Origin of the sequence: Klebsiella pneumoniae complex sp. WS1778 (genome assembly GCF_049472055.1) — a bacterium.
GTDB classification, from domain to species: Bacteria; Pseudomonadota; Gammaproteobacteria; order Enterobacterales; family Enterobacteriaceae; genus Klebsiella; species Klebsiella quasipneumoniae.
Map to the genome: position 1 here is coordinate 302,553 of NZ_JBKGTJ010000002.1, position 12,831 is coordinate 315,383.

The 12,831-nt window shown below is 53.8% G+C and carries 14 protein-coding genes; 8 read left to right on the forward strand and 6 right to left on the reverse strand.

Annotation, left to right across the window (positions count from 1 at the left end; genetic code table 11):
- Nucleotides 1–41: 41 nt before the first annotated feature.
- The gene (locus tag ACLEXF_RS11370) at nt 42–473 is read right to left on the reverse strand and encodes a universal stress protein (RefSeq protein WP_004886076.1); all 432 of its coding nucleotides are present in this window, start codon (nt 471–473) and stop codon (nt 42–44) included.
- Between the two features lie 534 nt (nt 474–1,007).
- On the opposite strand from ACLEXF_RS11370, the gene ACLEXF_RS11375 reads away from it, so the two are divergent.
- Genes ACLEXF_RS11375 through ACLEXF_RS11385 form a run of 3 tightly spaced genes read left to right on the forward strand, consistent with a single transcriptional unit; the run spans nt 1,008 to nt 6,121 of the window.
- Entirely contained in the window at nt 1,008–2,093 is a 1,086-nt protein-coding gene (locus ACLEXF_RS11375) for an efflux RND transporter periplasmic adaptor subunit (RefSeq protein ID WP_094311247.1), read from the forward strand.
- Nucleotides 2,094–5,159, forward strand: coding sequence for an efflux RND transporter permease subunit (locus ACLEXF_RS11380; RefSeq protein ID WP_049093526.1), 3,066 nt, complete (start codon nt 2,094–2,096; stop codon nt 5,157–5,159).
- A gap of 38 nt (nt 5,160–5,197) precedes the next feature.
- A complete protein-coding gene (locus ACLEXF_RS11385) occupies nt 5,198–6,121 on the forward strand; it encodes an acyltransferase (RefSeq protein WP_074186554.1) in 924 nt (307 codons plus the stop codon).
- 16 nt (nt 6,122–6,137) lie between these two features.
- On the opposite strand, the gene ACLEXF_RS11390 is transcribed toward ACLEXF_RS11385, so the two are convergent.
- Together ACLEXF_RS11390 and ACLEXF_RS11395 are read right to left on the reverse strand one after the other, a co-directional pair.
- Nucleotides 6,138–6,644, reverse strand: coding sequence for a hypothetical protein (locus tag ACLEXF_RS11390; protein ID WP_004886059.1), 507 nt, complete (start codon nt 6,642–6,644; stop codon nt 6,138–6,140).
- Nucleotides 6,645–6,697: 53 nt separating this feature from the next.
- The gene (locus ACLEXF_RS11395) at nt 6,698–6,994 is read right to left on the reverse strand and encodes a hypothetical protein (protein WP_162304088.1); all 297 of its coding nucleotides are present in this window, start codon (nt 6,992–6,994) and stop codon (nt 6,698–6,700) included.
- 370 nt (nt 6,995–7,364) lie between these two features.
- Here ACLEXF_RS11395 and ACLEXF_RS11400 point away from each other — a divergent pair, with 370 nt between their 5' ends.
- Both ACLEXF_RS11400 and ACLEXF_RS11405 read left to right on the forward strand, forming a co-directional pair.
- Entirely contained in the window at nt 7,365–7,577 is a 213-nt protein-coding gene (locus tag ACLEXF_RS11400) for a biofilm development regulator YmgB/AriR family protein (protein WP_004886058.1), read from the forward strand.
- An 82-nt stretch (nt 7,578–7,659) separates the two neighbouring features.
- Nucleotides 7,660–8,214, forward strand: a complete 555-nt coding sequence (locus ACLEXF_RS11405) for a helix-turn-helix transcriptional regulator (RefSeq protein ID WP_017899620.1) — start codon at nt 7,660–7,662, stop codon at nt 8,212–8,214.
- A 41-nt stretch (nt 8,215–8,255) separates the two neighbouring features.
- On the opposite strand, the gene ACLEXF_RS11410 is transcribed toward ACLEXF_RS11405, so the two are convergent.
- Nucleotides 8,256–8,990 carry a MerR family transcriptional regulator gene (locus tag ACLEXF_RS11410; protein ID WP_017899619.1) on the reverse strand — a complete coding sequence of 245 codons (735 nt, stop codon included), beginning with the start codon at nt 8,988–8,990 and terminating at the stop codon, nt 8,256–8,258.
- A gap of 154 nt (nt 8,991–9,144) precedes the next feature.
- Nucleotides 9,145–10,356 carry a diguanylate phosphodiesterase gene (locus ACLEXF_RS11415; RefSeq protein WP_004886055.1) on the reverse strand — a complete coding sequence of 404 codons (1,212 nt, stop codon included), beginning with the start codon at nt 10,354–10,356 and terminating at the stop codon, nt 9,145–9,147.
- A gap of 327 nt (nt 10,357–10,683) precedes the next feature.
- Between ACLEXF_RS11415 and ycgZ the strand changes: the two genes are divergently transcribed.
- The 3 genes from ycgZ (at nt 10,684) to ACLEXF_RS11430 (ending at nt 11,677) form a co-directional block, all read left to right on the forward strand.
- Nucleotides 10,684–10,929 (forward strand): regulatory protein YcgZ, encoded by a 246-nt coding sequence (gene ycgZ, locus ACLEXF_RS11420; protein ID WP_004151693.1) that lies wholly within the window; start codon nt 10,684–10,686, stop codon nt 10,927–10,929.
- 124 nt (nt 10,930–11,053) lie between these two features.
- Complete coding sequence (locus ACLEXF_RS11425; RefSeq protein ID WP_017899616.1) at nt 11,054–11,359, forward strand: hypothetical protein; 306 nt, start codon at nt 11,054–11,056, stop codon at nt 11,357–11,359.
- Between the two features lie 51 nt (nt 11,360–11,410).
- Nucleotides 11,411–11,677: a biofilm development regulator YmgB/AriR family protein gene (locus tag ACLEXF_RS11430; RefSeq protein WP_423265766.1), complete on the forward strand. Its 267-nt coding sequence runs from the start codon at nt 11,411–11,413 to the stop codon at nt 11,675–11,677.
- Between the two features lie 109 nt (nt 11,678–11,786).
- Here ACLEXF_RS11430 and pgl read toward each other — a convergent pair whose 3' ends face one another.
- Entirely contained in the window at nt 11,787–12,782 is a 996-nt protein-coding gene (pgl, locus tag ACLEXF_RS11435) for a 6-phosphogluconolactonase (RefSeq protein WP_004886043.1), read from the reverse strand.
- Nucleotides 12,783–12,831 lie beyond the last annotated feature (49 nt).

A 12,831-nucleotide genomic window follows, 5' to 3' on the forward strand; every position in this document is an offset into this window, starting at 1 on the left:
TCGATTTATGAAGCGGAAGTCAGGACGACATCCCGCCGTCATCAGCGCACAACGAAAACCGGTACATGGGCATAGCGCACGATATTGGCCGCTTCCGAGCCCAGCAGGTGAGTCTGGATCCCCGGATTGCGTGAACCGACAATCACTACGTCCGCTTTTAGCTCATCGGCCAGGGCGATCACTTGATCGCGAACATTGCCACTGCGCACATAAAGATGGCTGGCGTCTTCCGCCAGGCCATTTTTTTTAACCAGCTCGGTCAGTTTTTCCTTAGCGGTAGTAATCAAATGGTCTTCCATCTTTCGGGCATCAGAGATAAATCCACGCGTTAACACCGGAGAGAATGCCGGAATGACATGGACAAGATGAATTTGCCCGGCAGAATGTTGGGCAAGGAATTTTGCATGAGAGAGCGCTTTGTCGGCCAGGCCTGCATCAAAAACGTCAACGGGAACAACGATATTTTTATACATGAGATAATCCTTTTATTACCAATACAATGCGTAGTGATGAATAACCCTATACTTGGGGAGGAACGAAATCTCAACAACAGAAGCGGCGAGCGGAATAGATGTTATTAAACGTAGCACAGGAAAATTAACATTAGAAAATGACGGATTAATAGACTGAAAAATATTATAAAAAGCTCTTATCACCTGCGAATCTCCTGCCCTTTCCCCAACGATGTCGCCAACGCTCGGGGTATTCACTTTTTTAACACTTCACCTTTTCTCCGACTATGCTGATTACAAGCAGGAGTGCCGCTCCGAATGTCCAGTGGTCACAGCGAGGGCCGAATTAAATGACATTTGCGGTTCGGGTGGGTGTTAAGGGAGAAAATCATGTTTGGTTATAGCCTGTTACGTCTGGGATTCTTTGTCGCGTTGGCCATTGTCGCCTGCACGCTGGTGGGACTATTCACCTATCTGGTTGTCGCCGCCCTCGCCGAATAAGCGTGCGCCGCGTAATAAAAATGTAAAATAAATCCTGAATCTGAGGGGAATACTGTGAACCGTTATTTTTCTCTCATCCCGGTTGTTATTTTATTGGCAACCGCTTGCGATCAGAAATCGCCGTCCGTCGAGTCCGCCCCGCGCATGGTCAAGGTGGCGCAGGTGACCGCCGTGGGCAATACCCAGCAGCGAACGTTTCCGGCACGTATCGAGTCTGGCGACTCCACCGAGCTGTCGTTTAAGCGGGGGGGCCAGGTGGAATCGCTGGATATTCGCCAGGGGGCGACCGTCGCCCAGGGACAAACGCTGGCGCGCCTGAATGCCCGCGAGGCCCAACAGCGGGTCAATGAGCGACAAACGGCGGCCACCCTCGCCCAGCGTCAGTTCGACCGCTTCCAGACCCTGGCGGGACGTCAGGCCATCTCCCAGGCGGAAATGGACGTGCAGCGCGCCAATCGCGATGCCGCCAACGCGGCCTTAAAAATCGCCCGTGAAGAGCTGGCGCAAATGAGCCTCACCGCGCCCTTCGGCGGGATTGCCGCCGGCGTGCATATCCGCAACCATCAGGTGGTCGCCGCCGGCCAGCCGGTGATCACCCTGACGCGGACCGACCTGCTGGATGTAGTCTTCAGCATTCCCGAAAATCTGTTCACCTCCCTGGATATCCGTAATACCGCCTACCGTCCCGTCGTCAGGATCAATACCCTGCCGGGCCGCGAATTTACGGCGGAATACAAAGAGCATACCGGCAGCAGCGATAACAGCACCCTCACCTGGCAGATCATTTTAACCATGCCGCGGCCGGATGATTTTCCCACCGTCGGCGGGGTTAGCGGCACCGTGACGGTCAACCTCGGCAATTTACCGGCCAGCGCCGGAAGGGAAACCCTCGTGGTGCCAGTGGAGGCGGTGTTTAACCCGGATAACCGGCCGAAGAATGAACCCATCGTCTGGGTGGTGAAAGGCGACAATGCGCATCGGTTTCTTGAAGAGCGCAAAGTCACCGTCGGCGAGGTGACCTCGCAGGGAGTGACCATCACCGACGGTCTCCACGCGGGTGAGCAGGTGGTCGCGGCGGGCGTGAGCGAGCTGCATGCCGGGCAGCCGGTGCGGATCTGGACGCGTGAACGAGGATTATAAATGGACATTTCCCGTCAGTTTATTAATAACCCGACCCGCGTCTGGTTAGCCATTCTGCTGCTGGGGGTGGGGGGGCTGTTCGCCCTGCTCAATATCGGCCGTCTGGAAGATCCTGCCTTCACCATTAAAACGGCGGTGATCGTCACCCACTACCCTGGCGCGTCCGCTCAGCAGGTGGAGGAGGAGGTGACCCTGCCGCTGGAAAATGCGATTCAGCAGCTTCCCTCACTGGATAACGTCAGCTCCATCTCCTCAAATGGCTTATCGCAAATTACGGTGAATATCGCTTCGCAGTACCATTCCAGCGAGCTGCCGCAAATCTGGGATGAGCTACGTCGCCGCGTCGGTGACGCCAGCCGACTTTTCCCGCCTGGCGTCGTGACCCCTTTCGTCAATGACGACTTTGGCGATGTGTTTGGCTTTTTCTTCGCCATCTCGGGCGACAGTTTTACCAACCCCGAACTGGTGCGCTATGCCGAACAGCTGCGTCGGGAGCTGGTGCTGGTTCCTGGGGTCGGTAAAGTCGCTATCGGCGGCGTCATTCCGCAACAGATCAATGTTGATATCTCGCTGGCGAAGATGGCGGCGCGCGGGATCACGCTCAACCAGCTCGCCGCTATCCTGACCCGGCTCAACGTGGTGTCCAGCGCCGGAGAGATCCGCGTTGGCAGCGAATCGATCCGCCTTCACCCCACCGGGGAGTTTCAGAGCATCGATGAGCTGGGGGATCTGCTGGTCAGCCCTCACGGCGCCAGCGCCACCACCCGACTGCGGGATATTGCCACACTGTCGCGCGGGCTGACCGACTCGCCGTCCAGTATCTATCATGCCAACGGCCGCCAGGCGGTGACCATGGGGGTCTCTTTTATTCCTGGCGTCAACGTCATTGACGTCGGGCACGCCCTTGAAGCCCGCCTCCAGCAGATGGCCGCCGACAAACCGGCGGGGATCGACATCGCCATTTTTTACGATCAAGCGGCAGAGGTCGCCCACTCGGTCAATGGCTTTATTACCAACTTCCTGATGGCCCTGGCGATCGTGGTCGGCGTGCTGTTGGTGTTCATGGGGGTGCGCAGCGGGATCATTATCGCCCTGTCGCTGGCGCTCAACGTTCTCGGCACCCTGCTTATCATGTATATCTGGGGGATAGAGTTACAGCGGATCTCCCTCGGGGCGCTGATCATCGCCCTGAGTATGCTGGTGGACAATGCCATCGTTATTGTCGAAGGGGTGCTGATCGCCCGCCAGCAAGGTTCGCCGCTGCTGGGCGCCATTAACTATGTGATCCGCCGCTCCGCCCTGCCGCTGCTCGGCGCCACGATCATCGCCATCCTCGCCTTCGCGCCGATTGGCCTCTCGCAGGACTCCACCGGGGAGTATTGCAAATCCCTGTTCCAGGTACTGCTGATCTCGCTGATGCTAAGCTGGTTCTCCGCCCTGACCATCACGCCGGTACTCATTAAGTGGTGGTTGTTTAAGCACGCCCCGTCGGCCGCCGCGTCGGCGGAAAAAGCCGATCCATACCGCGGCCGCTTTTATCGCGGCTATCAGCAGACGCTGCGAATACTGCTGCAGCAAAAGACCGTGACCCTGGTGCTGATGGGCGCCCTGCTGGCCGCGGCTATCTGGGGCTTCACCTTCGTTCGGCAGAATTTCTTTCCGTCATCGAATACGCCCATTTTCTTTGTCGACCTGTGGCTCCCCTACGGTACCGATATTAACGCCACCGAGCAGATGACCCGCGATATTGAGCGGTCGATCGCCGGCCAGCCGGGGGTAGTCACCACCGTCGCCACCATTGGCCAGGGCAGTATGCGTTTTATTCTTACCTACAGCGGCCAGCGGCAGTACAGCAACTACGCGCAAATTATGGTGCGGATGGACGACCAGCGCGGCATCGCCCCCGTCACCCGCCACGTGGAAGCCTGGATCGCCAGAAACTACCCGCAGGTGAACGCCAGCACTAAACGCATTATGTTCGGCCCCTCCGGGGATAGCGCAATTGAGGTGCGCATTAAGGGCCCTGACCCGGATACGCTGCGCGCGCTGGCCAGTCAGGTGAGCGATATTCTCGCCGAAGATCCGGCCACCGACAGCGTGCGTAACGACTGGCAGAACCGCAGCAAGGTGATCCGCCCACAGTACTCCCCGGCGCTGGGGCGCGAGCTGGGGGTGGATAAACAGGACATTGATCATGCGCTGGAGATGAATTTCTCCGGCAGTCGCGCCGGGTTATATCGCGAGGGCGCCGATCTGCTGCCGGTGATCGTCCGGCCGCCGGCAACGGAGCGACAGGATGCCAACCACCTGAATAACGTGCTGGTCTGGAGCCAGAGCCGCCAGCAGTATATCCCGTTGAGTAACGTCATCCATGGCTTCTCACTGGAGTGGGAAGATCCATTGATTCTCCGCCGGGATCGCACCCGGGTGCTGACGGTCCAGACCGACCCCAGTCCGCCAAGCGGCCAAACCTCGGGTGATATTCTCGCCCGGGTGAAACCACGCATTGACGCATTGACGCTGCCGCATGGCTACCGTATCGAATGGGGCGGCGATGCGGAGAATTCCAGTGAGGCGCAGCAAGGGCTGTTCACGACCCTACCGCTTGGCTATCTGGTGATGTTTATCATTACGGTGCTGATGTTCAGTTCGCTAAAAAACGCCGTCGCCATCTGGCTGACCGTGCCGCTGGCGCTGATCGGCGTCACGCCCGGCTTTTTGCTGACCGGCATTCCCTTCGGCTTTATGGCCTTAATCGGCCTTCTCAGCCTCAGCGGCATGCTGATCCGCAACGGCATTGTGCTGGTGGAAGAGATAGAGCAACAAAAACAAGAGAAAGATCAACGACAAGCGATCATTGATGCGGCAACATCCCGTCTGCGGCCAATCCTGCTGACCGCCTTCACCACCGTGCTTGGCCTTGCCCCGCTGCTGCGCGATGTTTTTTTCCAGAGTATGGCGGTGGTGATTATGTTCGGTCTGGCCTTCGCCACCGTGCTGACGCTGCTGGTTCTGCCGGTGATTTACGCCTGCTTTCACCATAAGGATATGACGCCTCAACGATGAACAGTACCGGTCTGAGCATTATTAAGACACTCGGCTGTATGACAGCGGTGACTTTTTTCACCATCTATAACACCTGGGATCGCTTTGATTATGACTATCACTGGATCCTCGGGCTGCTGACCTTCGTCTCGACCATCGCCACGCCGCTGTTTTTTGTGGTAGCCGGCTATCTTGACGCGCAGACGCGCCACGACGCCAACTGGCAAATTGGCAAAATTAAAAGCGTGGTGATCGTCTTTCTGTTTTGGATGACGGTCTATTATGTCTGGGAGCCTTATCAGCGCGGCTACCTGATCCAGCCCTGGTTTATTTTCGCCCTGATCGTCATCTATACCTTCCATCCCCTGATTGCCTGGCTCAGTCAGCGGCGCGGCCTGTTTTTCACCGTGGTCCTGACGCTGCTGTGCTGCTCTTATGGTTACGACCTGCTCTCAGTGCTCTATCCGGAAAGACATCTTTTCAGCCTGGCGCCGCAGTATCGTCTGTGGACATGGCTACTTTTTTATTTAACCGGGCAGTTGTTTAACGATCCGCGAGTCACGGAGTGGATACGCGACCCGCGGGTCATTAAAGGGTCGATTATCGCCCTGCCCTTTGTCTATTTATTTACCTGGTTTTATGAGCGCCACTTTTTCTTCGCGCTGTTTAAAGCCGATCGCAATGCGTTCATTCTGACGGGGTCGCAGATTTATATTCTGATCGTCCTGCTGGTGATCGCCGCTAACGCCGTGCAGTTTAAAAAGAACCGCGAACTGAAGGAGGCGGTACTGGCGACGGTTAGCAAAGCGATGACCGGGGTCTATATTCTGCACTACTCCGTTTTTCACCTGCTGGTGATGCTGATCCCTATACACTCGTTAGCCACCAAGCTGGGAGTGATTGCGCTAACGTTTGTCCTGTCGGTGCTCATTTCCCTTGCCGCGCTCTCCAGTACGCTGCTCAAGAAGGTGATAACCCTGTAACCGACAACGCGGCGATTTAGCGGAAGCTCCACTGAATGCTGATCACAAACACGCTGGGAATAATGATGCCACTCTCAAGAGCGAAATAGTCGGTAAAGTTGTACTGGATAGCATGGTAAATATAGGGTGAAAAGCCGATCCCGGTGGCATCCTTAAAATCTTTATAGGAGCCATGATCGCCGCAATGCTCGAAGGCGTCGAAGAAGAATTCGCCGGTATAGCCGTAAACGCCTTTGAAGGTCCATCCGCTGCCGTTGTGGTACCAGTCTCTTCTCACGCCCAGCGCCAGGCAGCGATCGTCGAAGCTATTATTCATAGTGCCAATCAGCAGACTGTATTTCGAGTCTTCTGAGAATTTACGTTCCACTGAGAAAAAGTGGTTTTCGAAATTCTCAGTATATTGCCCATGGTTATTGGTCAAATGGTAAACATAGGAACCGGTATTCATCGAATAGAGGTTAATCTCTTTCGCCTGCGCGAGAGTCGCTAACCCGGCAAGGAGCATTACGGTTCTACCGCGCATTTTCCCTCCTCAGTCTTCAAGGCCTGTCCATGGACAGATAGCTTCTGCCATATTTATCCGTCGGGACAAGGGGAAAAGCCCGAGAGGGAAATGGGGGAAAGATAACGATGCCGAACCGCCACATCGGTATTAAAAAGCGTAGCACACCCCTTATCCGCCAACAAACTGAGCAAACCGACAACGAAATGACCGATGTGTTTCCCTTTACCTAATTGTGCAAAAAAAAGACAAAACCTCACCTGCTTTTCGTTATGATTAGCGTCCGACGCGGAAGAAAGCCACCTGTCGACGACAGAGTTGCTGTGTACCCCTTCCTGCGTCGGCGCTATTTCATCCAGCACGCCGGTCAAAACATCACCTTCTCATTATCGTCAGCCTCTTCCCGCCAGTTTTACAAAGGTATCTTGCACAAACCGGATTTTATGTACAAGTAATGCAAACAACAAAATTCTTTAAAATCAATCAATTAATACAAAATACAAAAATAAGTCGTTCCGTTGTACATATAGTCCTGAAAAAAGTTGTACATAGCAGAATCACCGTCTATAGTTTTGGAGTGTTAACTGCTTGTTGCGCAACGAAGCGGGGATGTTTAACGGTGGCGCGGCAAGTCAGGCGGTGGTTCCTGGTTTTGCATTTCCTGTTCGTGACTTAGCGCGTACCAATGGTACGTAGCGACTTTTATTGTCAGTTTGCGTTATACGTGGGAGAGTTCGAGCTATGCATATTAAAAATACCATTCCAGCAGAGTTTGTCTTCAATTCGGCCCTGATGAAGAATATTGAAAATACGCTCATTAAGCAGCACAGAACGATAAATAATGAGCGGATGATTACGGAAATCCAGCATCGCCTGCAAACGGAAAGTAATGAAATACTTTCCGACCTCTATTTGCAGGCGCTGGATATGCTGTCCAGCAAACCTCATCATTAATTAACCCCGCGGAGCTGGCAGCAGGCTCACCCCCGCGGTGCCGGCACGCCTGGGTCTTTATCGGCTAACTGAGGCAAATAAAATGTCACACCATAATACCTGCTATCGTACTGAACATTACGATCTGTGGTTTGATAATCGTTTTCTTCTCTACGGGATGTCGCTGATCCTGAATAGTCTGCCGGCATCTTACTTTCGCAAAAAACATGTTTTCTTTACCAGCGACAATTATTTCGCAGTACTGCAGCACAACTATAACCGTCGGGATACGTTATTTATTCTGTTAACCGAAGGCAACGATCTTAATTTTCTGAGTGAACTGCCTATGCTGCGCTTACCGGCCAATTCAACGCCGGAAGAGTTAAAGATATTTCTGCACCAGCCCACCCGCTACTATAAAACCCACCCGGCGCCGGGCGCCTCGGTGCAGTTTACCGAGCGGGAAAAGAAAGTGATTCAACTTATCAGCAATGGCGAAGCGGTCGCCAGCATTGGCCGGTCGCTGAATCTGCATATTAAAACCATTTATCAGATCCGGCTGAATCTGATTAAAAAGCTCGGCTGTAGCGGTAGGACCGATTTTTTTAATATCAGCCGCAGCGAAACCTTTAAATCCTGGAGCCAGATCCACCTGTAACCCGGCGCGTTAGCCCCGGTCTGCTTTGCGGATCGGGGCGATTAATTATTACCGTGAAAATGGATGCTGAAGCCCTGCTCTTGCCAGTGGCTGAGCAGCTCTTCCTGCAGAGGGGTGGCAGCGCGTCCGGTCCAGACGAAGATATGCTGGCCGGGAAACAGCTCGGGCCGCGGCGACTCCAGCGGTTCGGCGAGGACGTTGACGTGCCAGCCACGCTGGGAAAGACGCCATGCTTCCAGCCACAGACGGGTCCTGTCCTCATTGCTCCAGCCCACCAGCAGCGTCTCCCTGCCGTTCTTCTTACGCGCTTCGGCAAGAAACAGCGCCACGCAGTCAATCAACAGACCATCCAGCATACTGCTAATCACCAGCGAGGTATTCTGATCGAGCTTCAGACGCTGACGTACCGGCACTAACAGGCTATCGATGAGCGTGTCGACGGGGTGTTGATGGCTTAGCGCCATTAATTTGGCACGGATTCTGGCAGGCTGCATATAACGCAGAATGGACATCATCTCTTCCTGAAGATGCGCGGATTCGTCGCGCGCCGCCGGCAGGTTATCCTCCAGCAGCGCTTTAACTTTCCCTACTGATACACCACGCTCTATCCAGCGCTTGATCTCTTCAATGCGCAGGATATCTTCTTCATCAAATTGTCGATGCCCGCCTTCGCTACGCTGCGGCTTCAGTAGCCCGTAACGACGCTGCCAGGCGCGCAGGGTGACCGGATTGATTCCGCAACGTTCGGCGACTTCACCGATACTGTAAAACGCCATAGCAGCCTCACATCAACCTGATACTTTAATACCTAAACTAACGAATTCAGGCATCCTGTACAACTCTATTTTCTTGTACAGATAAAGATATCAGGTTGTGGCTCACAGCGCTTGGGAAAAAGATGAAAAAATAATTAGCTGATTTCGAGATGGATCATTTTTTCTCTGGCCAGGCGACGGCAGGCAAGCCCCCCAGGCGCGCGCTGGCGAACAAATTCCCCTGAAACTGTGAAATACCGGCTGATTCCAGCCACATCCACTCTTCAGCGCGCTCAACGCCGACGGCTGAGACCGCAATCTCCAGTGAAAAACAGCATTTGATAATCGCCTGTACAATCGACTGGCGCGGCCCATCCTGGTGGATATTGCGGATCAGCTCATGGTCGATTTTAATTCTGTCGGGCTGGTATTGCGCCAGCAGTGACAGCCCCGCAAACCCGGCGCCGAAGTGATCGATGGCGAGATTGATGCCCGCCCCCTTTAGCTTTCGCACCGCATCGGTAAAATCATCCATCCGCGAAATCACTTCCCGCTCGGTAAACTCGACAATAATCTGCTCAGGAATAAGATCATTACGCTGAATTTGATCGAGCAGGAAACCCACCGCGTTCGGCGCTTTAACCAGCGTCATCGGTAGTAGATTAATACTTAACGCCTTATTACGTAAGCCTAATTTCCCTGCCAGCGACAGCGCCACCCGTTTACTGTGCAGATCGGCGAGATAAATGTCGTCCCCGGAAAGCCCGGCAAAATAGGCGCCAGGCGACTGGCCGTCCGGTGCGCGTAACAGCGCTTCCCACGAAATAATTTCGCAGGCGAAAGGGTCGACGATCGGCTGGAAGGCAAAGGACCAGCTTTCCTTATTATCAATTATCGGGGTATCAGGATAGAAAGTATTCTGATCGGGGATGAATACCCAGCTGTCAGCGGAAGGAATCTCAAAATAGTTCGCTTTTTCCGTTGATTCGACGAAGGTGCGGAAAAATTGCAGTGCCCGGTCGTCATAGGTGAGCTGATATTTTGAGGTCCCGCGGTCCATCACCGTCTGCAGCACTTCCTCGCGATCATGTTCGCGTAAATCAAACAGTTCCATGCCGACATTACCGAAACGGCGGGACGGCGCATAGTCGCACAGAAGCTCCACCAGGTTATAGTGGCGGGGATCGCGGCAAATATGCTGATAAATATCCCGAACCTTTTCTTCAGGCCCCTCAATGAGTTGAAAAAAATGCGTCCCGTTAAAAAGTAAAATACCGGTGACGTCCGCCTGCCCATTTCTTTCGTTTGCCCTGGCGACCATGGCCTCGATCGATTTGAATGAGACATTGTCGCAGATATGGCTGCGATAAATGATGGTGGTTAGCATAGTGATTCCAGATGGGAGGGTAAGCATTCACAGTAGCAGTTATCAGGCTAATCGTCTTGTAAAACTAGGTTTTGTCTTAACAAAAAAGATACACTAAAAATCCCTTTTTTGTGCAAGGCTTTTTCATTTTTCTTTTCTTGTACAACATGCAACGCTAAACCCTACCTTCACAAGCCAGAAACACACTAAACATAAAAAATTAACCGATTATAAATCAAAATGTTAACACGTTTTGAATCATTTCTGTGCAACTTTGTGTGTACAGGTTAGTAAATATTGTATAAGTTTAATGGCAGTTAACAGATGAATGAAATGAAAGGAGCACATATGCAGCAGAATGGTTACATTCCAGATACAGCGAACGCAATTGCCCAGTATTTCAACAAAGCATCGTTACCTTCCCAGCAGGAAACGCTGGGTCAGATTGTGATGGATATTCTCAACGAAGGGCGTCATCTCAACCGCAAAGCGCTGTGCACCAAACTGTTGAGCCGCCTCGACCGCGCCCGTGCCCCCGAGGAAGAGAGTCACTATCAGACCTTAATTGGTCTGCTGTTTGCCGGTCAGGAATAACGTCATCGATCGTCGCCTGTTGCGCCGCAGTAGCAGATGAGGGGCGATCGCTTCCACAAACCTGCTGCTGACCTGAATGCCCGTTCGCAGGTTCAGGGAGAGAGTGGCATGCAGAGAGACGGTTATGAATAGCAGTGAAACTGAGGAAATCACCGATGAGATCATCGGCGAGGCGGTGCTCGCGCTTCTGAAAACGAATCGCCCGATTACCACCCCGACCCTGCTGGTGCGACTTCGGTTGATGCAGGCGACAGAGTCAGACCGACAGCGAAGAAAGCTCATCGCTGCCGTGATCGAAGAAATTTGCGCGAAGCTTGCCCGTCAGCGCAAGCAAGCGCCTTTGCAGGTAAAGAAAATCAATGGCCGTTGGGAAACCCGAGGTTCGCCGACACAAAGCGCCATGGCGCTGGAAGGTAAAAAGATCCACTGAGTCTCCCAACCATGGTGAATAACACAGAGTGAGAATGTGATGAGACAGACTATGCATCAGCAACCCGATATTTACGCAGGACTGCAGGACACCGCGCTCTCCGACTATTTCCGTAACGCCGGTGATAAGCTGGTTGATGAGTCCGCCGTGATGTCGCTGGCCATCAACAGTATTCTCCAGTCCGAGGGTCACCTGAACAATAAGGCCATTATTTTATGGCTGATTCAGGCGCTGGAAAGCACCGATGACGTGGTGACCGCAGACGTGATCCGTAAAACGCTGGAGATTGTCGTCGGCTACACCATTGACGATATCTAAGGTTTTCACGCTTCAGGTCTACCAGGGCAACACCTTCCCTACAGAGCCTGTCCGCTCTGATCAAAAAAACCTCGCTCACGCGAGGTTTTTTCTTTTACCGCCTGACGGATCAGTGAGCGTTGACCACCACCCACATCGGTCCCTGCCCGACCGCATAGCGGCCTTTCTCCTGCAGCAGCCCCTGCTCGCCGGTAATTTCGTACACCGCGATATGGTGCGACTTCTGCCCGGCGGCAATCAGATACTTACCGCTGTGATCGAGATTAAAGCCGCGCGGCTGGGTCTCGGTCGGCTGATAGCCTTCCACCGCCAGCACGCTACCATCTTCCGACACGCTGAACACCGTGATGATGCTGGCGGTACGATCGCAGGCGTACAAATGACGCCCGTCCGGAGTGATATGAATATCCGCCGCCCAGCGCACGCCGGTGAAATCAGGCGGCATCATATCCAGAGTTTGTACACATTCGATGTTGCCATTCGGGTCTTTCAGCTCCCAAACGTCAATTGAGCTGTTCAGCTCATTGACGCAGTAACCATACTGCTGATTCGGATGGAACACCATGTGGCGCGGACCCGCCCCCTCGACGGTGGTGACTTCCGCTGGCTCCTGGGCGGAGAGGAAACCATCTTCGCTGAGGGTAAACAGGCAGATGCGATCCTGCTTCAGCGCCGGCACCCACAGGGTACGGTTGTCAGGGGAGATATTGGCCGAGTGGCAGCCTTCCAGCCCTTCCACCACGGTGATAGTTTCACCCGGCAGGCCATCCTGCAGCGGGGTCACGCTGACGCAGCCCTGATTGTAGGAGGCGCTGAAGACAAAGCGGCCATGATGATCGGTAGAAATGTGGGTCGGGCTGCCCGGCAGCGCCGCTTCCCCCGCAAAGGTCAACGCCCCGTTATCCGGCGTGATGCGATAAGCTAACACGCGAAACTCCGGACGAACGCCAACGTACAGATACTCCTTATTGGGACTGACCACCATCGGCTGGACCTGACCCGGGGCATCAACCACCTGCACCAGCGTCAGTTTGCCGTCCGCTTCAAGACTCCAGACGTGGATTTGTTGGCTTTCCGGGCTGGCGGTATAAACGGTTTGTTTCATGACTACTCCTTCCCTCACTGCACGTGGATTTTTCATTTTCAGGATAACA

What these genes read in the sequence shown, in the direction of transcription:
- ACLEXF_RS11410 (WP_017899619.1), bottom strand. Translation starts at nt 8,990, where the DNA reads ATGGCGTTTTACAGTATCGGTGAAGTCGCCGAACGTTGCGGAATCAAT.
- ACLEXF_RS11415 (WP_004886055.1), bottom strand. Translation starts at nt 10,356, where the DNA reads ATGCTAACCACCATCATTTATCGCAGCCATATCTGCGACAATGTCTCA.
- ycgZ (WP_004151693.1), top strand. Translation starts at nt 10,684, where the DNA reads ATGCAGCAGAATGGTTACATTCCAGATACAGCGAACGCAATTGCCCAG.
- ACLEXF_RS11380 (WP_049093526.1), top strand. Translation starts at nt 2,094, where the DNA reads ATGGACATTTCCCGTCAGTTTATTAATAACCCGACCCGCGTCTGGTTA.
- ACLEXF_RS11400 (WP_004886058.1), top strand. Translation starts at nt 7,365, where the DNA reads ATGCATATTAAAAATACCATTCCAGCAGAGTTTGTCTTCAATTCGGCC.
- ACLEXF_RS11385 (WP_074186554.1), top strand. Translation starts at nt 5,198, where the DNA reads ATGACAGCGGTGACTTTTTTCACCATCTATAACACCTGGGATCGCTTT.
- ACLEXF_RS11425 (WP_017899616.1), top strand. Translation starts at nt 11,054, where the DNA reads ATGAATAGCAGTGAAACTGAGGAAATCACCGATGAGATCATCGGCGAG.
- ACLEXF_RS11430 (WP_423265766.1), top strand. Translation starts at nt 11,411, where the DNA reads ATGCATCAGCAACCCGATATTTACGCAGGACTGCAGGACACCGCGCTC.
- pgl (WP_004886043.1), bottom strand. Translation starts at nt 12,782, where the DNA reads ATGAAACAAACCGTTTATACCGCCAGCCCGGAAAGCCAACAAATCCAC.
- ACLEXF_RS11405 (WP_017899620.1), top strand. Translation starts at nt 7,660, where the DNA reads ATGTCACACCATAATACCTGCTATCGTACTGAACATTACGATCTGTGG.
- ACLEXF_RS11370 (WP_004886076.1), bottom strand. Translation starts at nt 473, where the DNA reads ATGTATAAAAATATCGTTGTTCCCGTTGACGTTTTTGATGCAGGCCTG.
- ACLEXF_RS11390 (WP_004886059.1), bottom strand. Translation starts at nt 6,644, where the DNA reads ATGCGCGGTAGAACCGTAATGCTCCTTGCCGGGTTAGCGACTCTCGCG.